Origin of the sequence: Streptomyces sp. NPDC008313 (assembly GCF_042956125.1) — a bacterium.
In the GTDB taxonomy this organism is placed as follows: domain Bacteria; phylum Actinomycetota; class Actinomycetes; order Streptomycetales; family Streptomycetaceae; genus Streptomyces.
The window spans coordinates 37,857-61,333 of the sequence record NZ_JBIBFR010000032.1 but is presented as its reverse complement, the minus strand read 5'-3'; the positions used below and the strand labels follow the sequence as shown (position 1 = coordinate 61,333).

Sequence of the window (23,477 nt, the reverse complement as noted above, 5' to 3'; positions counted from 1 at the left end):
CGCTCGTCATCGGTACGGGAGGCTTGTCACACCTTCAGGTACTTGCGCAGCGCGAAGAACGCGGCCAGGGCGGGCATCAGCACACTCGCGGCGAGGATCAGCGGCAGCTTGGTGAGCACGGCGTCCCAGCCCACGAAGTTGATCAGGTTCAGCTTCGAGGACAGCGCCATGCCGTGGTCGATGGTGAAGTACCGCCCGACGACCAGGAACACGCACGCCAGACCACCGCCGATCACTCCGGCGACGGCGGCCTCCATGATGAACGGCGCCTGGATGTAGAAGCCGGAGGCTCCCACCAGCCGCATGATGCCCGTCTCCCGGCGGCGGCTGAACGCCGAGACACGCACGGTGTTGACGATCAGCAGCAGCGCGACGATCAGCATGAGCACCATCACACCCAGCGCCGCCCGGTTCATCAGGTTCAGCAGCCCGAAGAGGTTGTCCAGGATGCCCTTCTGGTCCTGCACGGACTGCACACCGTCGCGTCCGTCGAAGGCGGTCGCGACGACCTGGTACTTCTCCGGGTCCTTCAGCTTGATCCGGTACGACTCCTGCATCTGGTCCGGCGTCAGCGAACTGGCCAGCGGGGAGTCGCCGAACTGCTCCTTGTAGTGCTTGTACGCCTCGTCCGCCGACTCGTACTCGACCTTGTCGACGACGGACATCTTCCCCAGGTCGCTCTTGATCTGGGTCTTCTGCTCGCTCGTGACCGCACCCTTGGCGCAGTTGGGGTCGGACTTCGCGTCGCTCTTGTTGCAGAGGAAGATCGAGACGTTGACCTTGTCGTACCAGTAGCCCTTCATCGTGTTCACCTGGTCGCTCATCAGGAGCGAACCGCCGAACAGGGCGAGCGAGAGGGCGACCGAGACGATGACGGCGAAGGTCATCGTCAGGTTGCGGCGGAGACCGACGCCGATCTCCGACAGGACGAACTGGGCGCGCATGGCGTCTACTCAGGCCTTTCCATGGACAGGTACGTGGCGGTCAGTGCTGGTAGCCGTAGACGCCGCGCGCCTGGTCGCGGACGAGACGGCCCTTCTCCAGCTCGATGACGCGCTTGCGCATCTGGTCCACGATGTTCTGATCGTGGGTCGCCATCACGACGGTGGTGCCGGTCCGGTTGATCCGGTCGAGCAGCTTCATGATGCCGACGGAGGTCTGCGGGTCGAGGTTTCCGGTCGGCTCGTCGGCGATCAGCAGCTTCGGCCGGTTGACGAAGGCGCGCGCGATGGCGACGCGCTGCTGCTCACCGCCGGACAGCTCACCGGGCCTGCGGTCCTCCTTGCCACCGAGCCCGACGAGGTCGAGCACCTGGGGCACGGACTTGCGGATCTCGCCGCGCGACTTGCCGATGACCTCCTGCGCGAACGCGACGTTCTCGGCGACCGTCTTGTTCGGCAGCAGCCGGAAGTCCTGGAACACGGTGCCCAGCTGGCGGCGCATGTGCGGCACCTTCCAGTTGGAGATGCGGGCGAGGTCCTTGCCCAGGACGTGCACCTGGCCGTGACTGGCCCGCTCCTCGCGGAGGATCAGCCGCAGGAAGGTGGACTTTCCGGAGCCGGAGGACCCCACGAGGAACACGAACTCTCCGCGCTCGACCTCCAGGGAGACATCCCTGAGAGCGGGGTGGTTCTGCTTGGGGTAGACCTTGGAGACGTTGTCGAATCGGATCACGGATGCACCACGGGTCGCCGGGGGTAGGTGAGCGTGACCATACGCGAACCGGGTACACGAGCGCAGTCGGCGTCCGGGGATGCGCGAGGCTTGCGCGCTTTGTCCCGGATCTGCCGCGCTTTCCCGGCCTGAATCCGGCTGCTTCTCCTGCCTAGAACGCCTCCGGAACGGGCACCACAGGGGGAGACGCGCCGAATTCCGCGGAACCTGGCACAGTGGAAGGGAACGGTTCGGGTCCGGGCGGCGTTGTAAGAGTGGAGCCCGGAGTGGACGGCCCCGAGAGATCGGCCGGTCCCCGCGAGGTCAATCAGTTCCGCGGGAGCGGTGGCGGTGTCGAGCCGCAGAGGAGGCGCGCATGACGTACGACCGATTGGTGTGCGCGAACTGCGCGGCGCCGGTGAGTGAGGGCCGCTGCGCCGTCTGCCGCGCGAACCGCGAGCGGCTGCAGCAGGAGAGCCCCCTGGCGGGACTGAGCCCCATGGCGCTGATCGCCCTGCTCGCCGTGCTGATCGCGGCGGTGGCCCTGCTCGCCCGCTAGACAGACACCCAGGACACGGTGGAGGGCCCGGAGCGGTTGCTCCGGGCCCTCCGCGCTCACTGCGTGTACCGCGCGCGGTACCGCCGCCGGGTGTCCCCGGTCAGGCTGCCGCGCCGCGGCCGCCCATGACGCGCGGCAGCAGGCGGAAGCCGATACCGCCGGCGATCATCGTGGCCGCGCCGATCAGCAGGAACGTGGTCTCGGCGGCACCCGTCTCGGCGAGCTCGCCGTCGTTCGCGCCCTGCGCACCGGTGTCCGTGGTGTCCGCACCGGTGTCGGTCAGCGCCGAGGAGCCCTCGTTCTGCTCGACGGGCTTGGAGCCGCCGCCGTCGGGGTTGGTGCCCCCGTGGCCGTTACCGCCGCCGTTGCCGTTGCCCCCGCCGTTGCCGTTGCCCGGCTCGGTCGGGTTCTCGGTGGGCTCGGTCGGGCCCGGGCCCGGGTCCGTGGGCGCCGGGTCGGTCGGCGCGGGGTCGGTCGGCGCCGGGTCGGTGGGCGCCGGGTCGGTCGGGTCGCCCGGGACGCCCGTGTCCGTCGGGGCCGGGTCGGTGGGCTCGTCGTCCACGTCCACCTGGGCGCCGATGCCGTTCTCGTCCGCGGAGACGCCCGCGTTCAGTCCGGCCACACCCACGTTGACATCGAGTGCCGAAGCGGCGCCCGCGGCGGTCAGCGAAGCGCCCGCGGCGATCACCGCACCGGCGGCTATCCGTGCGACACGGATCCGCGTCTTCTTGGTCATCTGCCTGCTACCCCCAGTAGCTGATCGTCAGTGGAGCAGCGCCCAGGGCCACGGCGTCACAGGTGGCTCACTCGCCTCCCGGTTCACATGCGCCCCGGATATACGCATGCCACCCGCCACCCTTCCCAGTTTCCAACGGACCGTCAAGGTCGTTGCGTACGCGATGTCCCGCTCCATCGCATTTGCCTGCCGTGCGGACATCTGACTGTGACGAAAACCCCAGACGTCCCTCACATGAAGAAAGCAACTGCCGCCCTTGGGGCGGCAGTTGCCTTGTCGACAAAGCGCTGGAAAAGCGGCGGGAATTCCCGGCCTACTTCTCCTGCTGCTTGCGCCAGCGAATTCCGGCCTCGAGGAATCCGTCGATCTCGCCGTTGAACACGGCCTCGGGGTTGCCGACTTCGCACTCGGTGCGCAGGTCCTTGACCATCTGGTACGGGTGCAGGACGTACGAACGCATCTGGTTGCCCCAGGAGTTGCCGCCGTCGCCCTTGAGGGCGTCCATCTTGGCCTGTTCCTCCTGGCGGCGCCGCTCCAGCAGCTTGGCCTGGAGCACGTTCATCGCGCTCGCCTTGTTCTGGATCTGCGAGCGCTCGTTCTGGCAGGAGACCACGATGCCGGTGGGCAGGTGGGTCAGCCGCACCGCGGAGTCGGTCGTGTTGACGCCCTGGCCGCCGGGGCCGGACGACCGGTAGACGTCGACGCGCAGCTCGGACTCGTCGATCTCGATGTGGTCGGTCTGCTCGACCACGGGGAGGATCTCGACGCCCGCGAAGGAGGTCTGCCGGCGGCCCTGGTTGTCGAACGGGGAGATGCGCACCAGGCGGTGCGTGCCCTGCTCCACGGAGAGCGTGCCGTAGGCGTACGGGACGTGCACGGCGAAGGTGGTCGACTTGATGCCGGCCTCCTCCGCGTACGACGTCTCGTAGAGCTCCGTCTTGTAGCCGTGGCGCTCCGCCCAGCGGAGGTACATCCGCTGCAGCTTCTCGGCGAAGTCGGAGGCGTCGACGCCGCCGGCCTCGGCACGGATGGTGACGACGGCCTCACGGGAGTCGTACTCCCCGGACAGCAGGGTCCGGACCTCCATCTCGTCCAGCGCCTTCTTGACGGCCGTGAGCTCGCTCTCGGCCTCGGCGCGGGTGTCCGGGTCGTCCTCCTCCTCGGCCATCTCGAAGAGCACGCTGAGGTCGTCGATCCTGCCGCGCAGGGTTTCGGCCTTGCGGACCTCCGCCTGGAGGTGGCTCAGCTTGCTGGTGATCTTCTGCGCCTCGTCCGGGTCGTCCCACAGGGACGGCGCGGCCGCCTGCTCCTCGAGCACGGCGATGTCTGCCCTCAGCTTGTCGAGGTCCAGGACGGCCTCGATCGACTCCATGGTCGAGGAGAGGGACTTGAGCTCTTCGGATACATCGACGACTGCCACGCCTCCAGCGTAACGGCAACGGCGAGCGGTCCCGCCGCCCCTGTGGGCAATCGTGCCTCCGGGGCCGCCCGCGCGCCCGCGGCTCTACGGTGTCGCGGACCGGCTGGTCTCCGGCGGGGGCGCGCCCTGGTCGTCGGCGGAGGTGGCGAGCCAGGCGCCCACCGCCGCGCCCGCGAGCAGTACCGTCGCCGCCGCCAGCGTCACCCTGCGTCGCCGCGCGGACGCGCGGTGCCGGGCGGAGCCCGGGCGGGGCGCTCCCGCCGCGCGGGGCGCCCGCGCCGTTCCGCGTGCCCCGCCGGCCAGCTCGTCCGGCCCCGGCACCCGCATCGACGTGTGCGTGTCCCGGTTGGAGTCGGGCGCGGCGCCCGGTACCAGGGGCACCGCTCCGCGCCGTATCCGCTCGCGGGGCGCGTCCGGCTCGGCGGGGTCGGCGGGCTCGTCCACCGGCTCCGTGTCGGGTTCGTCCACGTCGAGCGGCCCCATCCCCACCAGCAGCGGCAGCTGCTCCCGCAACCGGTCACCCAGCTCGGACGCCCGCAGCCGCGAGGCCGGCGCCTTGGCCAGGCACTGCACGATGAGCTGCCACAGCTCCTCGGGGATGCCGGGCAGCGGCACGACCGTCTCGGTCACGTGCCGCCGCAGCACCGCGCCCGGGTGCCCGCCGCCGAAGGGCGTGAACCCGGCCAGCAGCTCGTACAGCACGGTCGCGAGCGCGTAGATGTCGACGGAGGCGCGCGGCGGGAGCCCTTCGATGATCTCGGGGGCGAGGTAGTCCGGCGTGCCGATGATCTTCGTGGCGCGGGGCCGGCGGGGCGAGTCGATGAGTTTCGCCACTCCGAAGTCGGTCAGCAGCGCGGGGTGCGAGCCGCCGGGCCCGAGCGGGCCCTGCATGTCCAGCAGCACGTTCTCCGGCTTCACGTCCCGGTGGACGACGCCCGCCGCGTGCGCGGCGGCCAGTCCGTCCGCGACGTCCGCGACGATGGCGACCGCGGCCTCGGGGGCCAGGCGCCGCTCGCGGTCGAGCCGGGTCCGCAGGTCCGTGCCGCGGACGAGATCCATGACGAGCGCGAGATCGGTCCCGTCCACCACGAGGTCCCGGACCGCGACCACGTGCGGGTGGTCGAGCCCGAGCAGGGCGGTCCGCTCCTGGACGAAGCGGCCCACGAGCTCCTGGTCGGACGCGAGGTCCTCGCGCAGCAGCTTGATGGCGACAGGACCCTCGGGCCCCTCGCCCAGCCACACCGTGCCGGCGCTCCCCCGCCCCAGGATCTGGTGGGCGGTGTACCGGCTGCCGATCTTCCGTGTCAAGACTGCTCCTACGGACGCGTGTTGTCGCTGCTGCGCCATCCAGGGAACGTCCCTGGGCCCCGAGGACCCGGACCCCCAGCCGATAAAACTACGCGCCGTACGAGCCGACCTTCACCGCGGAGACGGAAATCACCCGGCAGGTGTCGACAAATCTCCAGAGTCGCCGCTCGGCGGCGGCCGTCAGACGTTCCCCAGGTCGCCGATCCAGCCGCTGACGGTGTCGTACCAGTCCTTCAGCTGCTCGAAGTAGCCCTTGCCCGTCCCGATCCACTCCTGGAGGGGGCTCAGCTCCCAGACCAGCCAGCTCGCGACGAAGAGGATGACCACGGTGAACAGGCACCCCTTGAGGCAGCCGAGCCCGGGGATCTTCATCGGGTTGGCGCCGCGCTGACGCGGCTCGCGCGGCTGCCGGGCGGGCTGCTGCGGCTGGGGCGGGGCGGGTGCGTACCGCTGGGGCTCGGGCTGCGGCTGCGTCGCGGGCACGTACCCCTGGGGCTGCCGGTGCTGGGGCTGCTGGGGCGCGTACTGCTGCTGTCCCGGATAGCCGTATCCGGGCGCCTGCTGCGGCTGCGGGCGCTGCTGTTGCCGGGGGCGCTGCTGCTGCGGGCGCGCGACCTGCCGCTGGGGGCGGCGGCGCAGCGGGTCCTCGCTGGGGTCGAGGTACTGGATCTGGGTCTGCTCGTTGCGGTCGCGGGCCGCGCGGAGCTGGTTCTGCCAGGGGTGCGGGTCCTCGGGGCCGGGTGCGCCCGGCTGGTTGTGCGGCACCGGCGGCATGACGGCCGTCGGGTCGGCGGCGCCCCGGTGGGGCAGCACGGAGGTGGGGTCGGCGTCGCCCGAGGTGTGCGGCAGGACGCTCGTCGCGCCGTTCGGGTCGTACGCTCCGGCACCCTGCGGCAGTACCTGCGTGGGGTCGGCGTCGCCCCCCGCGCCGGGGACCGCGGCGGGCGCCGGGTCGGGCGCGAGGAGCGCGCCGACGCCCTCGGCGGCGGCGATCTGTGCGGCGCTCGCGTGCACCCCGACGCCCTCGGCGACGGTGCGCAGGGCGCGCGCGAGGTTCTCGGCGCTGGGCCGCTGGTCCGGGTTCTTGCGCAGACAGCGCTCGATGACCGTCCACAGCGGGTCCGGGACGGTCGAGGGGCGGCGCGGCTCGGCGCTCAGGTGCTGGTGCAGCACCTCCAGGGCGGAGCCGCCGCCGAACGGCGGGCGGCCGGTGACCAGCTCGTACAGCAGGATGCCCGCGCCGTAGATGTCGACGGCGGACGTCTGCGGCCGGCCCTCGGCCGACTCCGGCGCGACGTACGCGGGCGTGCCGACGAACTCGTGGGTGCGGGTGAGGCCCGGGGAGTCGGCGAGACGGGCGATGCCGAAGTCGGTGAGCATCGGGTGCATCCGGTCGCCGTCCTGCTTGAGCAGGACGTTCGCCGGCTTCAGGTCCCGGTGGACGACCCCGTCGGCGTGGCTCGCGGCGAGGGCGTCGGCGACCTGGGCGGTGAGCAGGGCGGCGGCGACCGGCGTGAGCGGTCCGCTCTCCCGGAGGTAGCGGTGCAGGTCGGGGCCGTCCACGAGGTCCATGACCAGCGCGAGCAGCTCGCCCTCGACCACCAGGTCGCGCACGCGCACGATGTTCGGGTGGGTGAGGCGGAGCAGGACGGAGCGCTCCCGCAGGAACCGCATCACGATGTCCGCGTCGCTCGCGAGCTCTTCCTTGAGGACCTTGATCGCCACGGTCTCGCCGGGCTGCCCCGCCACGGCCGCCTCGGCACCCGCGGTCTCCCGCTGGCGGGCGCGCCAGACGGTGCCCGTGGCGCCGCGGCCCAACGGCTCCTCAAGGAGGTACTTGCTCCCTACCGGCCGCACGTCATGCGCTCCCTGTTGCTTGCTCGCCTGGTGATCGGTCCACCGCCGTCCACCGTGCTACGGGTGTTCCGACCCACTGTAGTGCCGTGGGCACGGGTCCCGGGCTGTCGTCCTCCCACGGGCCGAAAGCCGCGTACCGCGGTCGTTCTCGCGGCGTTCCCCCGGTGTCCCGGTCCGTGTTCGATGAGAAGACGCGCGCTTGTGCCGGATGGTTGCCGACGCCCCGTGCGAGCGGTCCCAAGCGGGCACGGGTCGGGTACCGGTCAGGCACTTTTGCGGGCAGAGCCGACCAATCAAGATCACTTGTTCCCGGGTGCCGGGCGTGTTGTCGGTGGCAGGTGCGAGGATGCCTCCAGTACTGGCCGACGTGCCCGTGCGCGGTGGGTGGGGGAAGTCTGCGGTGGGGGACCGCGGCGCAGCCTCGTCCTCGTCGCGGGTGCCCGCGCGGAAGGGACCGCTGACGGCGATGCAGATCCGGCTGACCGTCGTAGACCCGCTGGGCCCGCCCTCGGAACCACGGGGGCGCGCCGCGGCCTGCGATGTGCTGGTCACCGCGCCCGCCGGGACGGCGCTGGCTGCGGTGGCGTCGGGTCTGGCGGCGGCGGTCGGCGGGGACGGGAGCGGAGCGCACGCCGAGCGGGGCCGGGAGGCCGGGGGCGGCCAGGCCGTGCTGTACGCGGGCGCCGAGCGGCTCGACGCGCAGCGCTGCACGCTCGGTGAGCCGCCGCTGACGGACGGCGCGGTGCTGTCGCTGGGCGCGCCGGTGGAGCCCGGCCCCGACGTCGACGAGGGCGCCGCCCAGCTGCGCGTGGTCGCGGGCCCCGACGCGGGCGGCGTGCACTTCCTGCACGGCGGGCAGATCCGGGTCGGCCGCTCCGCCGACGCGGACGTCCCGCTGGACGACCCGGACGTCTCCCGGCTGCACTGCGCGGTCACCGTCGCCCCGGACGGCCGCGTCACGGTCGCCGACGTCGGCTCGACGAACGGCACGTCGCTGGACGGCGCCCGCGTCGGCGCCCGCCCCGTGCGGTTCGCCCCGGGGGCCTTGCTCCGGGTCGGCGAGTCGGCGCTGCGGCTGGTCGCGCCGGGCGCGGTCCCGGCGGTGGCGACGGCTCCCGACGGGGAGGGGCACGTGCGGGTGGCGGCCCCGGACGCCGGTGGCCCGGACGACGCCGGGCACGGGCCCGCTACCGGCGACGGGGATGCGGAGGGCCGGGCGCGTCCGCTGCCCGGTGGCGGCGCGTCGGGGCCGGCCCCGGGTGGCGTGCCCCACGCGCGCGTGGGCGAGCCCGCCGCGCCCCCCGGGCAGACGGGTCACGCCTACGGGACGGCGGGCTGGGGCGCCGCGGAGGGCGGTGCCCGGGCCCAGGGGCACGACGGGCCGCAGCCGCCCGTGGTGCCGGACCAGAGCGGGGCCCCGCGGATCGAGAGCAGAGGGGCGCGGACGTACGACGTGGGCACGCGGGCGGGGGAGCGGGCCCTCACCCCGAGGGACGGCGACCCCCGGCCGGCGTCCGGCCTGCCCACCCACGGCGGCGGCTTCGAAGCGCACGCGCGGGGCGGGGCGACGGGCGCGACGGCGTCCGGGTACGGCGCGGGGCGCGTCGGCGGCGGACCGGCCGGGGACCTCCCGGGGGCACGGCCCGGCGAGGACGGCGCCCGGGGCACCGGCGAGCCCGCCGGGGTGCGCAGGCGCGGCGGGCTGAGCGCGTGGGCGCGGCGCCTCGCCAAGGGCCGCGGCGAGACGCCCGGCGCGGAGCGGGAGCCGTACGAGGTGGAGCGGGCGCCGTCGGCCGAGCCCGCCGCACCGGTGGCGCAGGCGCCCGAGAGCTGGCCGGATCCGGCGGCGCTGCTGCTCACCGCGCTGGGCCCGGGTCCCCGCCTGTGGGAGCGCGGGCCGGGCCACCCGGAGGCGCTGGCGGTCCGGCTCGGCACGGCCGACCGGTCGGCGCCCGACGGCGCGGGGCTGCTGCCCGCCGTGCCGGTGACCGTGGGGCTGCGGGAGGCCGGCTCGCTGGGGCTGGCCGGGCCGCGCGAGCGGCTCGCGGGGCTGGCCCGCGCGGTCGTGGCGCAGCTCGCCGCGCTGCACTCCCCCGACGACCTGGAGATCGTCCTGATCGGCACCGACCGTTCCCGCACCTCGCGGGAGCGCGTCGCGCAGTGGTCCTGGCTCGGCTGGCTCCCGCATCTGCGTCCGGCCCACGGCCAGGACTGCCGTCTCCTGCTCGCCTTCGACCACGAGCAGGCCACCGCCCGCACCGACGAGCTCCTGCGCCGCCTCGAGGACCACGCGGCCGAGCCGCGCGCGGGCCTGGTCCCGCGCCGGGCCCCGGCCGGCGGCGCGCCCGGCGCCCGCGGGCAGGACGGGCCCGGACGCCCCTCGTGGGCCCGGGCCGACGCGGACGACGCCACGGACGAGGACGTCTTCGACGGGCCGTACACGGTCGTCGTCGTGGACGGCGACCCCGGCTGCCCCGGCGTGCGGGAGGCCGTGGTCCGGCTCGCGCAGGACGGGCCGCGCGCCGGGATACACGTCGTCTGTCTCGCCGAGACGGCGGCGGCCTCGCCCGCGTCCCCGGTGACACAGACGTACGAGGCGGCCTGCGCGGTGTCGCCGGTGTTCCGCGAGTGCGGGGCCGTCGCGCTGCTCAGCGGTGACGTGGCGACGGCGCTGCGGCTGATGCGCATCGCGCACGGCGGTGTCCCGGACACCACGCGCGGGGAGCGGTCCGGGCCCCGTGCGGCGGGCGGCCCCGCCGGGCAGGCGGCTCCTCACGCCTCCGGTCACCCCGCGCGCGGCCCCATGGGCCACGGCACCGTCGCGGCCCTGGACGCGGTGTCGACGGCGTGGGCCGAGCGGTTCGCGCGGGCGCTGGCACCGTTGCGTCCCGACGGCGCGGCCGTCGAGCGGCACCCGCGCGTGTCCGCGCCGCTGCCGCAGTCGGCGCGGCTGCTCGACGAGTTGGGGCTCGCCCGCGCCACCCCCGCGTCGCTGATGGCGCGCTGGGCGGACGCGGCCGACGACACGGAGTCGCTCGGCGGACGCGCCCGGGCCGTGCTCGGCGCGGGTCCGCGCGGGCCGGTCGGGGTGGATCTCCCGGCCGACGGCCCGCATCTGCTGATCGAGGGCCCGGCGGGCAGCGGCCGTACGGAGCTGCTGCGGTCCGTCACCGCCTCCCTCGCCGCCGCCGAGCGGCCCGACCGGCTCGGGATCGTCCTCATGGACGGCCACGACACCCCGGGCGGCAGCGGCGGTGCGCGCGGCAGCGGCGGTGCGCGCGGCGGCGGTCTGCACGTCTGTACGGACCTGCCGCACGTCACCACCCATCTCACCGCCAACGACCCCGTCCGGATGCGGGAGTTCGCGCAGTCCCTGAGCGCCGAGCTGAAGCGGCGCTCCGAGCTGCTGGGCCGGCTCGGCTTCGCCGAGTGGCACACACGGCGCGAGGTGTCGGGCCGGATCGTGGCCCAGCGTTCACCGGGCGGCCCGCCCGCGGCGGGCGCGTCCGACCTGGACACGCCCCCGAGTTCGACCCTGCGGCTGCGCCCGGCGGCGGCCCGCAGGCGTCCGGAGCCGGGCCCGCCGCTCCCCCGGCTGGTGCTGGTCGTCGACGACCTGGACGCCCTGCTGGCCCCCGCGCTGGGAGCGCCGGGGCGGCCCTCCGCTGGCTCCGTCATACGGGCGCTGGAGGCGGTCGCCCGGGAGGGTGACCGGCTCGGCGTGCACCTGGTGGCGGCGGCCGCCGCCGGGGGGCGTACGGCGGACTCGGAGCTGGGGCGGGCGGCCCGGTCACGGATCACGCTCGACGCTCCCGCGCCGGGACCGGAGGAACCGGCCCCCGGCCGGGGCCGCCTGACCACGGCGGACGGACGGGTCACGCCCTTCCAGGCGGGACGCGTGACGGGGCGGATCCCCCGGACGGCGACGCTGCGGCCCACGGTCGTACCGCTCGAATGGCAGCGGATGGGCGACCCGCCGACGCGCCGGCCCGTCCGCGAGCTCGGCAACGGCCCGACCGACCTGGCCCTCCTCGCCAGCGCACTGGAGCGCGCCGCCCGTTCCGTCTCGGCGGCGGAGGTCCCGTCCCTGCTCTGACCCCCGGCCGTCCACGCCCCCTCGCCGCTCGCTGCCCCGGCCCCCGCGCCGCCGTCCCGCCGCCCGTCGCCGCCCGCTCGTCCGCCCTCGCCCAGGCGAGTTACGACGCGGTCACGATCAGTCGCTTGACACGGCAGGCGCTATTGCCACCCCCGGGACCCGGGCGTAGACAGATCGCACGGGATAGCGCCGGACGTTCGACGAGTACGAAGAACGGGGCAGTGATGCGCAGAACTCTTCGTGTACGAGGTCACCAAAGTCACGGGTCGAGGCCGTCGGGGATGGCGAGGACGGGCGCCGCCGTCGTCGCGGGCGCGCTCGCGCTGACGCTCACCGCGTGCGGCGGTGACGACGACAAGGACGGCGACGGCGGAGGGGGCGGCGGCAAGAAGACCAGCGGCTCCGTCGAACTCCCGAAGCTGGACGGGCAGAAGCTGGAGGTCGCGGCCGTCTGGACCGGCCCGGAGCAGAAGAACTTCACCAAGGTCCTGGACGAGTTCGAGAAGCGCACCGGCGCCCAGGTCAGCTTCGTGCCGACCGGCAACAACACCTCCACGTTCCTCGGGACGAAGATCGAGGGCGGCGCGCCGCCGGACGTGGCGTTCCTCCCGCAGGTCGGCGTGCTGCACCAGTTCGCCGACAAGGGCTGGCTCAAGCCGCTGGGCAGCGAGGCCCAGGCGCAGCTCGACAAGAACTTCTCGCAGGGCTGGAAGGACCTCGGCGCGTACAAGGGCAAGCAGTACGGCACCTATGTGAAGGCCGCCAACAAGTCCCTGGTCTGGTACAACACGGACGCGTTCGAGGCGGCGGGCATCACGGACACGCCGAAGACGTGGAAGGACTTCGTCGCCACGGCGCAGACGCTGTCCGACGCCGGTTCCCCGGCCGTGTCCGTCGGCGGGGCCGACGGCTGGACGCTCACCGACTGGTTCGAGAACATCTATCTCTCCCAGGCGGGCCCGGAGAAGTACGACCAGCTGGCCGCGCACAAGATCAAGTGGACGGACCCCTCGGTCAAGGACGCCCTGACGACACTCGCCGGGCTGTGGGGCAAGGACGAACTGCTCGCGGGCGGCCGTTCGGGCGCGCTGCGCACGGAGTTCCCGAAGTCGGTCACCCAGACGTTCTCCGGTGACAGCCCGGCCGCGATGGTCTACGAGGGCGACTTCGTGACGGCGAACATCAACGCCGACACCAAGGCGAAGGTCGGCACGGACGCCAAGGTCTTCCCGTTCCCGGCGGTCGGCGACCAGGCCCCCGTGGTCAGCGGCGGCGACGTCGCCGTGGCCCTCAAGGACGGCAAGGGCGCGCAGGCGCTGCTGACGTTCCTGTCCTCCACGGACGCTGCCGAGATCTGGGCGGCGCAGGGCGGCTTCATCTCCCCCAACAAGGAGATGGACCCGGCGACGTACAAGGACGGCGTGACCCGGGACATCGCGAAGGCGCTGCTCGCGGCGGGCGACGACTTCCGGTTCGACATGTCCGACCAGGCACCGGCGGCGTTCGGCGGCACGCAGGGTGTCGGTGAGTGGAAGGACCTCCAGGACTTCCTGAGGAACCCGAAGGACGTGGCGGGCGCCCAGAAGAAGCTCGAGGCCGACGCCGCCAAGGCGTACAAGAGCAGCTGACGGCCGCGTCGTGTCGTCCTCGGCACTGAAGGCGGACGGCGCCGGCGCACTGCCGCCGGTGCCCTCCGCCGCCCCGCGCAAGAGCGTGACGGGTACGCGGCTGTGGGTGGCGGTGCTGTTCCTGCTGCCCGCGCTGGTGCTGCTCGGCGCGCTCGTGGTCTACCCGATCGGGTACTCGGTCTGGCGCAGTCTGTACGACGCGGACGGCTCCGGTTTCGTCGGCCTGGACAACTACGGCGACATCTTCAGCAACGACTCGACGCTGACCGCCGTCCGCAACACGGCGATCTGGGTGGCCGTCGCCCCCGCCCTGGTGACGGCGCTCGGCCTGATCTTCGCCGTGCTGACGGAGCGGGTCCGCTGGGGTACGGCGTTCAAGCTGATCGTCTTCATGCCGATGGCGATCTCGATGCTCGCCGCCGGCATCATCTTCCGTCTCGTCTACGAACAGGACCCGGACCAGGGCGTCGCCAACGCGGTCGTCACCTCCGTGCACGACACGTTCACCGACTCCTCCGTCTATCCGAAGGCGCGGCCGAACGCCCAGGCCGGCGATCTGAAGGCGTCCGGCGGCGGCTCCTTCACGACGACCGGCACGGTGCGGTCGGGCACCCCGGCGCTGCTTCCGCTGGTCGGCATCGCGCCGAACCGGCTGCCCGGCGACCCCGAGGGCGCGAAGGCGGCGAGCGCCTCCGGCGACGGCGTCTCGGGCACCGTCTGGCTGGACTTCAAGCTGGGCGGGGGCGGCGAGAAGGGCGCGATCGACGCCGGTGAGAAGGCGCTGAAGGGCGTCGAGGTCGAGGCGGTGAAGGACGGCGAGGTCGTCGCCTCCGCGACCAGCGGGGCCGACGGGACCTTCACCCTGCCGAAGGAGGCCGACGGGGCCCGGCTGAGGCTGCCGGGCTCCAACTTCTCGGCGCCCTACGACGGGATCGACTGGCTCGGCCCGACGCTGGTCACCCCGGCCATCATCGGCTCGTACGTCTGGATGTGGGCCGGGTTCGCGATGGTGCTGATCTCGGCGGGCCTGGCCGGGGTCGACCGCAATCTCCTGGAGGCCGCGCGGGTGGACGGCGCGAACGAGTGGCAGGTGTTCCGCAGGATCACGGTCCCGATGCTCGCGCCGGTCCTGGTCGTCGTCCTCATCACCCTGATGATCAACGTGATGAAGATCTTCGACCTGGTCTACATCATCGCCCCGCAGCCCACCCAGGACGACGCCAACGTCCTCGCCCTGCAACTGTTCCTGTCGTCGTTCGGCGGCGGCGGCAACTACGGCGTGGGCAGCGCGATCGGCGTGCTCCTGCTGCTGCTGGTCCTCCCGGTGATGATCGTGAACATCCGCCGTCTCAGGAAGGAGCGCGAGCGGTGAGCGCACTCGACACCCCGGTACGCGCCAAGCGCTCCCTCGCCGCCCGGGTGGTCGGCGGCGCGGCGGGCGGAGCGCTGCGCGTCTTCCTGTTCCTGGTCGCGCTGTTCTGGCTGGTACCCGCCTTCGGCCTGCTGGTCTCCTCGTTCCGCGAGCCGACCGACATCGCCTCCTCCGGGTGGTGGAAGGTCTTCACCGCGCCCGCGCAACTGACGACCGGCAGCTACCGGTCGCTGCTGGAGAACGACGACGTCACCGGAGCGCTGTTCAACACCGTCTGGATCACGGTCCCGGCGACGCTGCTCGTCGTGGTCATCGGCGCGATGGCCGGATACGCGTTCGCGTGGATGGACTTCAAGGGCCGCGACTGGTGGTTCCTGGCCGTGGTCGCCCTGCTGGTGGTGCCGGTGCAGGTCGCGCTGATCCCGCTGTCGGACCTGTTCGGGAAGATCGGGATCTTCGGTGACGTCATCGGCGTGGTCCTCTTCCACGTCGGCTTCGGGCTGCCGTTCGCCATCTTCCTGCTGCGCAACTTCTTCGCGGAGATCCCCAGGGAGCTGCTGGAGGCGGCGCGGCTGGACGGCGCGGGCGAGATGCGGCTGTTCGTGACCGTCGTCCTCCCGCTGGGCGCGCCGGCCATCGCGTCGCTGGGGATCTTCCAGTTCCTGTGGGTGTGGAACGACATGCTGGTCGCCCTGGTCTTCTCGGACGCCGATTCGCAGCCGCTGACGGTCGCCCTGCAGCAGCAGGTCCGGCAGTTCGGCAGCAACATCGAGATCCTGGCGCCCGGCGCGTTCATCTCGATGGTGATCCCGCTGGCCGTGTTCTTCGCGTTCCAGCGGCAGTTCGTGTCGGGGGTGATGGCGGGCGCGGTGAAGTAGCGGCGCGACCGCACGGGCACGAGCACGGCGCGGCAGCGGCAGCGACGAGGGGTGGTCCCAAGAGGACCGCCCCTCGGTCAGTTGTGCGGGTCCCCCGGATGCCGCGTCCGGCGTAACCCGGTCACACCATCTGCCGTTTTACGGCAATATGCCCGCACCGACCCATGGATGCCCTTTGCCCAGGTTCAGTGTCATCATCCCCACTCACCAGGTCGCGGGCCGCCTGTCGCAGGCTCTGGACTCGGTCCTCGGCCAGTCCTTCGGCGACGTCGAGGTGATCCCGGTCTGCGACGCCCCGGACTCCCCGGCGGCCGACGTCGCCGCCGAGTACGCCGGGCGCGACCCCCGCGTGCGCCCCCCGGTCGTCTCCGCGCCCTCCGGCGGACTGAGCGCGGCCCGCAACACCGGGATGGAGGCCGCCCGGAGCGCGTACCTGCTCTTCCTCGACGGCGACGACGTACTGACGCCGGGCGCGCTCGCGGCGATCGACGCGCGGCTGCGCGAGACGCAGGCGCCCGGCGAGGCCCGCGACCCCGCTGGGACCACCCGTGACGCCGACGCGTACGGCTCCACCCGTGACGCCGACGCGTACGGCACCGCCCGCGCCGTCGACGTCCTGCGCTTCGCGTACGAGCGCGTCCACTGGTGGGACGTCGAGACGAGCACGCCCGAGCTCCCCCGGACGCCCCGGGGGGTCTTCGCGCCCGTCGAGGCCCCGGAGCTGACCGGCGTCGGCCTGCCGGCCTGGACGGCCGCGTACCGCAGGGACTTCGTCACCGCGAACGGCCTCGCCTTCCCGGCCGGCCACGGCACCGACGTCGGCTGGGGCGGCCTGGTCACCCTCGCCGCCGAGCGCATGGCCGTCCTGCGCACCGTCTGCGTACAGCACCTGCTGCGCCGCCAGGGCAGCCGGCTCAACGCGCCGGGCGAGCACCAGCTCGAACTCCTCGACCAGGTGGAGCTGGTCCTGTCCCGCGCCGCCGAACTGGGCCTGCCCCCCGAACGGTCGGGGCCGCTGTTCGGGGACCTGTTCGCCGAGGTGCTGCGGACGGCGGCGCGCCCGGAGCGGCTGCCCGCGGGCCGGCGCCGGGCCTTCTTCCGCCAGGCGGGCACGCTCTACCGGCGGCACCGCCCGGCCGGGTACCGGCCGCCGCCGGGAAGCCTCGGCGTGCAGCACCGGCTGCTGGCCACCGGGGCGTACGGCGCGTTCCGGGCGCTGCGCGGCGCGAACCGGGCGGCGCGGGCGAGCCGCCGCTCGCCGCGCCCCCACTTGCCGCTGGCCCGCGCGGCCTACGCGGCGTACCGGCGCCGACCCCTCGACGAACACCTCGCCGTGTACTGCGCCTACTGGGGCCGCGGTTACGCCTGCAACCCGGCCGCGATCCACGCCAAGGCCCGCGAACTCGCCCCGCACATCCGCTCGGTGTTCCTGGTGGAACCCGACGCGGTGGGCAGCCTGCCACCGGGGCTCGACCACGCGGTGATCGGCAGCCGCCGCTCCTGGGAGGTGCTGGCCCGCGCCAAGTACCTGGTCAACAACGCCAACTTCGCCGACGGGGTCGTCAAGCGCCCCGGCAGCGTCCACCTGCAGACCCAGCACGGCACCCCGCTGAAGAAGATGGGTGTCGACCAGTCCACGTACCCGGTGGTGGCGGCCGCGACCGGCAGCTTCGCCAAGCTGCTGAACCGCGTCGACCGCTGGGACTACAACCTCTGCTCCAACCGGCACTCCACCGAGGTGTGGGAGCGCGCGTTCCCCGGCTCGTACCGGACGCTGGAGTACGGCTATCCGCGCAACGACGTCTATTACACGGCGACCGCCGCCGACGTCGCCCGGGTACGGCGCGAGCTGGGTGTTCCGGAGGGCAGGAAGGCGGTCCTGTACGCGCCGACGCACCGGGACTTCAGCAGCGGCTTCGACGAGCGCCTGGACCTGGCGGCGTTCTGCGAGGCCGTGGGCGACGAGTACGTCGTGCTGCTGCGCGCCCACTACTTCTACGACGACCGGGCGCGCGGGGCGGCCGCGGCGGGCGGCGCACGGGTCATCGACGTGACCGGGCACCGCTCCTCCGAGGACGTCTGCCTGGCCGCCGACGCGCTGATCACGGACTACTCGTCGATCATGTTCGACTACGCCAACCTGGACCGGCCGATCGTCGTGTACGCGGACGACTGGGACGTCTACCGGGAGACCCGCGGCGTCTGCTTCGACCTGCTCGCCTCGCCCCCGGGGCCGGTCGTGCGCACGCCGGCCGAGCTGGCCCGTGTCTTCCGCGACGGCTCCTGGGCGGACGCCGAGGCGGCGGCGCTGCGGGCGCGGTTCCGCGAGCGTTTCTGCGAGTTCGACGACGGACGGGCCGCCGAGCGGGTCGTGCGGCGGGTGTTCCTCGGTGAGCCGCCCGAGGCGCTCCCCCCGCTGCTGCCCCTGGCCGCGCGCGTCCCGGCCCCGGCCGCCTGTCCCGCGCTCCCCGCGTCCCCGGCCCCCTCCGCGACCCCGGCAAGGAGCTGATCCGCCGTGCCCCGCTTCAGCGTCATCGTCCCCGTCCACAAGGTGCAGGGCTTTCTGCGCGAGTGCCTCGACTCGGTCCTGGAGCAGTCGTTCACCGATCTGGAGGTGATCGCCGTCGACGACCGCTCCCCGGACGGCTGCGGAGCGATCCTCGACGAGTACGCGGCGGCCGACCCGCGCGTGCGGGTGCTGCACCTGGCGGACAACGTCGGGCTCGGCCGCGCCAGGAACGCCGGGATCCCGTACGCCACGGGGGACTTCCTGCTCTTCCTCGACAGCGACGACACGTTCACGCCGGGCGCGCTGCGGGCGATGGCCGACCGGCTCGACGAGAGCGGCGACCCCGACGTGCTGGTCTTCGACTACGCGCGCACCTTCTGGTGGGGCGGCACCCGGCGCAACGTGCTGGCACGGGTGCTCGCCGAGGCGGGCGAGGGCACCTTCACGGCCGCCGAGCACCCGGAGATCCTCCAACTGCTGATGGTGGTCTGGAACAAGGCGTACCGGCGGGACTTCGTCGAGCGGCACGGGTTCCGGTTCCCGCCGGGCTACTACGAGGACACGCCCTGGACGTTCCCGGTGCTGCTCAGCGCCGAGCGGATCGCGACGCTGGACCGGATCTGCCTGGCCTACCGGCAGCGCCGCCAGGGCAACATCCTGTCCACCACCAGCCGCAAGCACTTCGACGTCCACGACCAGTACGAGCGGGTCTTCGCGTTCGTCGACTCCCGTCCGGCGCTGGCCGGCTGGCGCTCCTACCTGCACGGCAAGATGGGCGAGCACTGCCTGGACATCCTCGGCAAGCCGGACCGGCTCCCGGAGGCGGACAAGGCCGAGTTCTTCCGGCGCACCGCCGACCTCTTCCGCAAGCACCGGCCGCCCGGCCCGGTCCCGGTGGACCTGCGCGTCCTGGAGCAGGGCTACCCCGCCTACCGGGCCCGGCAGCAGGCGGCGCGGGCCGCGAAGACCGCCGGCCGACGCGGGCGGCAGGCGGGCGCCTGGGCGGCCGGACGGGCCGGACACGCCTGGTCGGCGCTGCACGAGCGCCGCCCGCTCGACCCGCACCTGGCGGTGTACTCGGCGTTCTCGCACCGCGGGGTGCTCGGCGACCCGGCGGCCGTGTACCGCGCGGCCCGTGAACTCGCCCCGCACATCCGGGGGGTGTGGGTGGTGCGCGAGGACCAGGTCCCGTCGCTGCCGCCGGGCATCGAGTACGTCGTCCCGGACTCCGCGGGCTACCGCGAGGTCGTCGCCCGGGCCACGTACCTCGTCAACAACGTCAACTGGCCCGGCGCCCTGGCCAAGCGCCCCGGCTCCGTCCACATCCACACCCACCAGGGCACGCCGCTGAAGTACATGGGCGCCGACCTGCTGCACAAGCCGGGCGCCCGGCACGGTCTCGACGTGCCGCAGATGCTGCGCCGCGCCGACCGCTGGGACTACAGCCTGGTCGCGAACCGGCACGCCGAGCTGGTCTGGGAGCGGGCCTACCCGTGCGGCTTCACCTCGCTGCGCACCGGCAGCCCGCGCAACGACGTGCTGGTGGGGGCCAAGCCCGACGACGGCGACGCGGTCCGCGCCCGGCTCGGCGTCCCGGCCGGGCACCGGGTGGTGCTGTACGCGCCGACCCGCCGCGACTACGTCAGGGGCGGTCACGCCGAGCGGTTCGACCTCGCCCGGTTCGCCGAGGACCTCGGCGAGGGCCACACCCTCGTCGTACGCCTGCATCCGTCGCTCGCGGACGGCCCGGCGCGCGGGTTCGGGCTGACGGAACTGCACCGCCGCGGGGTCCTGGTCGACGCCACCGACGAACCGCACGTGGAGGAGCTGATGCTCGCCTCGGACGTGCTGGTCACGGACTACTCGGCCCTCATGTTCGACTACGCCAACCTGGACCGGCCGATCGTCGTGCACGCCGACGACTGGGGCACGTACGCGGCGAGCCGGGGCGCCTATTTCGACATCACCGCCGAGCCGCCCGGCCAGGTCTCGCGGTCCTACCGGCAGCTGGTGTGGCTGTTCGCGTCCGGAGCCTGGGAGGACGAGGAGGCGACGCGCATGCGGACCGAGTTCCGGGCCCGGTTCTGCGAGTTCGACGACGGGCGGGCGTCGGAGCGGGTGGTACGGGCGCTGATGCTCGGGGAACGGGCGGAGGCCGTGCCCCGCGTGCCGAGTCCCGTGAGCGCCCGCGGCGTCCTGGCGCCGTCGTGAGCGTCGCCGCCGTCCTGGCGGGCGCCGCCGCCCGGATGCGCACGGCGGTCCGCGCGCCCCGGCCCGTTCGGCCCACCCGGGCCCCTCGCCCTCCCCGGCCCTCCCGGCGCCCGCGGTCCGCCGTGTCCTGGGTGGTCCTGGTGGCCGCCGTCTTCGCCGTCCTGCAACTGGCCAACGTCACCGGGCGGGACACCCCCGACACGAAGAACTACCTCTCCTACGCGCTGAGTCTGCGCGGCGACGGCAAACGGGAGGCGGCCATGGGGGCCGTCGACTACGCCTGCGCGGGCCGGGCGTCCATCGCGCGCCGCGCCCAGAGCGTCGACACCGTGCGTTTCCACGCGCCCAGCCCCACCCGGCGGGTCACCGCGACGTGCCGCCGCGAGCAGTGGCGTGAGGTGTCGAGACGGCTCGCCGCCGGACAGACGGCGGGCCGCACCGCCCCCTTCATGTCCGAGCGGTTCATGCGGATCTTCGAGGTGCGGCCCGGCTACCCGGCGCTGCTCGTGCCGTTCGTGACGGTGCTCGGCGTGACGTGGGGCGTGTGGGCGGCGGGCGTGGCGGTCACGGTCGCCGGGGGCGCCCTCGCCTTCCTCGTGCTGCGCACGCTGCGCGCCCCGCCACGGGCCGCCGTCACGGGGCAGGTCCTCTTCCTCGTCCTGCCGTGCGGAAGCACGGCGATGCGCCCGATGACCGAGGGTCTGCTGCTGGCCCTCTCACTGGCCGCGCTGTGGGGCTGCGCCCTGACGCTGGCGGGCCGCCGCCGGACCGGGGCCGCCGTGCTCGCCGGTTCCCTGGTGGCCCTCTTCACCGTGAAGCACGCGCAGACGCTGTTCCTCGGGGTGTGCCTGGCGGGCGCGTGCGCGGTGGCCGGCGCGCTGCGCGGACGGCGGCGCGCGCGGCACGGGCGGGGGTCCGGGACGGTCGGGGACGGCGGCGGCCCCGACACCGGGCTGCGGACGATCGCCGCGGTCGCCTGCTGCGCGGCCGCGGGGACGCTGGTCGCGGCTCGGCTGCTGCACTACCCGTCCGAGACCGACAGCGTCCAGGACCTGCTCACGAACCACTTCGCGTACCCGGACCGCGCCAGGCCCTGGCGTGAGTTCCTGCATCTGGAGGCCGACTTCTGGGTGGAGTGGCTGCGCCGCCGGCTGTGGGAGCCGCTGTTCCTGTCGGCCGTACTGGCCGCCGCGTGGGGCGCGCTGCGGCAGCGGCCGGCGTTCGGCGCGCTGCTGCTCGGGGCCGCGGGCACCGGAGTGCTCACCCAGGCGGCCCACCCCGACATCAACATCTGGGGCGACCGGCTGATCGTGCTGGTCTGGCTGCTGCCCGTGGTGGGGCTGCCCCTGCTGCTGGAGTCCGCCGTACGGCCGCACGCGGCGGCCGCCCCGCCGGTCCCGGGTACGGTGCCGGGCCCGGTGCCGGGTTCACTCGATGAGGTGGTGACCGGCAAGGGCGTTCACCCGGACGGGCATACAGTGCACATGCCGCAGACCGTCCAGCCCTCCCCCGCCCCGCCCATCGTCCGGTGAGCGCCGACCTCCTCGCCGGACGGGACCTGCGCGGCGCCACCGCGCTCGGCCGGGCCCGCTCCCGCCGCCCCAGCCCCTATCTGGTGTGCGGCGCCCTGTTCTGGCTGGTGACGACCCTCGCCTACTGGCGGGTCCCGATGTGCTGCGACTTCGGCCAGCACGCGGCGGTCGTCGAGCGGCTCAGGGCGAGTCTGCTGCATCCGGCCCACCCGATGGCCGACCTGCCGGGCACGGGCAGCCCGTACTACTCGCCGTACGCCGTGGCCCAGGGAGCCTTCGCCCGGCTGACGGGGCTGCCGGGACGGGAGGTCGTGAAGCTCGGCGGTCCGCTGAACCTGCTGGTGGTGCTGACCGGCATCGGCCGGCTCGTCCGCGTCCTGACGCCCCGGCGCTGGGCGCCCGTGTTCGCGCTGCTCGCGATGGCGCTGCTGTGGGGCACCGAGCGGGCCTGGTGGAGCGGCTACCTCGCGCTGATGTCGATGACCGGGAACCTCGGCTACCCGTCGGCGTTCGCCATCGGACTCACCTTCTGGGCGTGGGCGCTGACGGGCAGGCGCGCGGGCACGGCCGAGGGACCCGTCCGGTACGCGGGCCCGAGGCGGCTGCGCGGCTTCGGCGGGTACGTGGGGCTGGGCGCGCTGTACGGACTGATCCTGCTCGTCCACCCGATCACCTCGGTGGCGGCGGTGCTCGGCGCGGCGGCCTTCGTCGCGGCCGGGCAGCGCGGATGGCGGGCCGGTGCCGTGGTCCGCTGGGCGCTGACGGGCGTGACGGCGCTGCTGGTCGCGGGCTGCTGGCCCTACTTCGACGTGTTCGCGCTGGCCGGCGACGACAGCGTGGACGCGATGCACGAGCGGCTCTACGAGGGCATGCCCGGCCACTTCTGGCTGGCACTGCTCGGACTGCCCGCCCTGTGGCTGCGCGCGCGCCGGGCCGGAAGAGCGGGGCGGACGGGGGAGACGGGGCGGACCGGGGAGGCGGGACGCGGCGCGCGGGCCGGGGGCGCCGGGAGGTTGTGGCACCGGTGGCGCGATCCGCTGGTGCTGATGTTCACCCTGGACTGCCTGGCGGTGGCGTACGGCTGGTTCAGCGGGCACTACACGTACGGCAGGATCCTGGGGCTGACGCTGGTGCCGCTCCAGTTCGCGCTCGCGGTGGAGCTGGCCGCGCCCCGCCCCTGGCCGGTGTGGCGGCGCGCGCTCGGCACGGCGGCGGCGGCCGGCGCGGCGGCCGGCTTCCTCACGGTGCACGCCGGGGCGGTCGTGCCGCGCGCCCTCGACCCGGTCGGCTTCGACCGGCCGCCGCACTGGCCGACGTACGAGTGGGCGGCGCGGCACATCGCGCCCGGCGAGGTGGTCGTCACCGACGGGTACTACGCCGTCCACTCGATCGCGGGGTACGGGGCGAACCTCGCCGCGCCCGCCTGGCCCGACGCCTCGCTGGACGAGCGGGAGCGGATGCGGCGGCTCGCGGCGGTCCGGGCCTACCTCGACCCGGCCTCGACCCGCACCGAGCGCGCCGCCGTCGTCCGCCGCTACCACGTCCGCTGGCTGCTGCTGACGCGCTGGCGGAAGGTGCCCGAGGAGGCGGTGGTGGTGGCGCGGAGCCCGCGGACGGGCGAGGTGCTGGCGCGGGTCGGGGGCGGCGGGCGCTGACCCGGGGGCCGCCCGGAGCCGCGTCGCGGGCCGGGTCGGAGGGGGCCGGGGCGCAGGAGGCCG

General features: G+C 73.9%; 15 protein-coding genes. 9 read left to right on the top strand and 6 right to left on the bottom strand.

The window, feature by feature from the left end:
- Positions 1 to 26: 26 nt before the first annotated feature.
- On the bottom strand, positions 27 to 944 hold the full coding sequence (gene ftsX / locus ACFY93_RS31370; protein ID WP_391365282.1) for a permease-like cell division protein FtsX: 918 nt from the start codon (positions 942 to 944) through the stop codon (positions 27 to 29).
- A gap of 40 nt (positions 945 to 984) precedes the next feature.
- On the bottom strand, positions 985 to 1,674 hold the full coding sequence (gene ftsE / locus ACFY93_RS31365) for a cell division ATP-binding protein FtsE (protein ID WP_391365281.1): 690 nt from the start codon (positions 1,672 to 1,674) through the stop codon (positions 985 to 987).
- 355 nt (positions 1,675 to 2,029) lie between these two features.
- Here ftsE and ACFY93_RS31360 point away from each other — a divergent pair, with 355 nt between their 5' ends.
- Positions 2,030 to 2,212: a hypothetical protein gene (locus tag ACFY93_RS31360; protein ID WP_391365280.1), complete on the top strand. Its 183-nt coding sequence runs from the start codon at positions 2,030 to 2,032 to the stop codon at positions 2,210 to 2,212.
- Between the two features lie 100 nt (positions 2,213 to 2,312).
- Here ACFY93_RS31360 and ACFY93_RS31355 read toward each other — a convergent pair whose 3' ends face one another.
- From ACFY93_RS31355 to ACFY93_RS31340, 4 genes are all read right to left on the bottom strand, one after another.
- A complete protein-coding gene (locus ACFY93_RS31355; RefSeq protein WP_391365279.1) occupies positions 2,313 to 2,948 on the bottom strand; it encodes a hypothetical protein in 636 nt (211 codons plus the stop codon).
- 313 nt (positions 2,949 to 3,261) lie between these two features.
- Positions 3,262 to 4,368: a peptide chain release factor 2 gene (prfB, locus tag ACFY93_RS31350; RefSeq protein WP_391365278.1), complete on the bottom strand. Its 1,107-nt coding sequence runs from the start codon at positions 4,366 to 4,368 to the stop codon at positions 3,262 to 3,264.
- A gap of 84 nt (positions 4,369 to 4,452) precedes the next feature.
- Positions 4,453 to 5,676 carry a protein kinase gene (locus ACFY93_RS31345; protein ID WP_391365277.1) on the bottom strand — a complete coding sequence of 408 codons (1,224 nt, stop codon included), beginning with the start codon at positions 5,674 to 5,676 and terminating at the stop codon, positions 4,453 to 4,455.
- Positions 5,677 to 5,856: 180 nt separating this feature from the next.
- A complete protein-coding gene (locus tag ACFY93_RS31340) occupies positions 5,857 to 7,533 on the bottom strand; it encodes a protein kinase (protein ID WP_391365276.1) in 1,677 nt (558 codons plus the stop codon).
- 466 nt (positions 7,534 to 7,999) lie between these two features.
- On the opposite strand from ACFY93_RS31340, the gene ACFY93_RS31335 reads away from it, so the two are divergent.
- The 8 genes from ACFY93_RS31335 (at position 8,000) to ACFY93_RS31300 (ending at position 23,414) form a co-directional block, all read left to right on the top strand.
- Positions 8,000 to 11,629: an FHA domain-containing protein gene (locus tag ACFY93_RS31335; protein WP_391365275.1), complete on the top strand. Its 3,630-nt coding sequence runs from the start codon at positions 8,000 to 8,002 to the stop codon at positions 11,627 to 11,629.
- A 281-nt stretch (positions 11,630 to 11,910) separates the two neighbouring features.
- The gene (locus tag ACFY93_RS31330) at positions 11,911 to 13,257 is read left to right on the top strand and encodes an extracellular solute-binding protein (protein ID WP_391365274.1); all 1,347 of its coding nucleotides are present in this window, start codon (positions 11,911 to 11,913) and stop codon (positions 13,255 to 13,257) included.
- Between the two features lie 25 nt (positions 13,258 to 13,282).
- Positions 13,283 to 14,629: an ABC transporter permease subunit gene (locus tag ACFY93_RS31325; RefSeq protein WP_391365302.1), complete on the top strand. Its 1,347-nt coding sequence runs from the start codon at positions 13,283 to 13,285 to the stop codon at positions 14,627 to 14,629.
- Positions 14,626 to 15,507 carry an ABC transporter permease subunit gene (locus tag ACFY93_RS31320; RefSeq protein ID WP_391365273.1) on the top strand — a complete coding sequence of 294 codons (882 nt, stop codon included), beginning with the start codon at positions 14,626 to 14,628 and terminating at the stop codon, positions 15,505 to 15,507. Before ACFY93_RS31325 ends, ACFY93_RS31320 begins: the two co-directional genes overlap by 4 nt.
- A gap of 175 nt (positions 15,508 to 15,682) precedes the next feature.
- Positions 15,683 to 18,016, top strand: coding sequence for a CDP-glycerol glycerophosphotransferase family protein (locus ACFY93_RS31315; protein ID WP_391365272.1), 2,334 nt, complete (start codon positions 15,683 to 15,685; stop codon positions 18,014 to 18,016).
- A 6-nt stretch (positions 18,017 to 18,022) separates the two neighbouring features.
- On the top strand, positions 18,023 to 20,227 hold the full coding sequence (locus ACFY93_RS31310; protein ID WP_391365271.1) for a CDP-glycerol glycerophosphotransferase family protein: 2,205 nt from the start codon (positions 18,023 to 18,025) through the stop codon (positions 20,225 to 20,227).
- A gap of 131 nt (positions 20,228 to 20,358) precedes the next feature.
- Positions 20,359 to 21,759, top strand: coding sequence for a hypothetical protein (locus ACFY93_RS31305; RefSeq protein WP_391365301.1), 1,401 nt, complete (start codon positions 20,359 to 20,361; stop codon positions 21,757 to 21,759).
- The gene (locus ACFY93_RS31300; protein WP_391365270.1) at positions 21,756 to 23,414 is read left to right on the top strand and encodes a hypothetical protein; all 1,659 of its coding nucleotides are present in this window, start codon (positions 21,756 to 21,758) and stop codon (positions 23,412 to 23,414) included. The genes ACFY93_RS31305 and ACFY93_RS31300 overlap by 4 nt, the downstream gene beginning before the upstream one ends.
- Positions 23,415 to 23,477 lie beyond the last annotated feature (63 nt).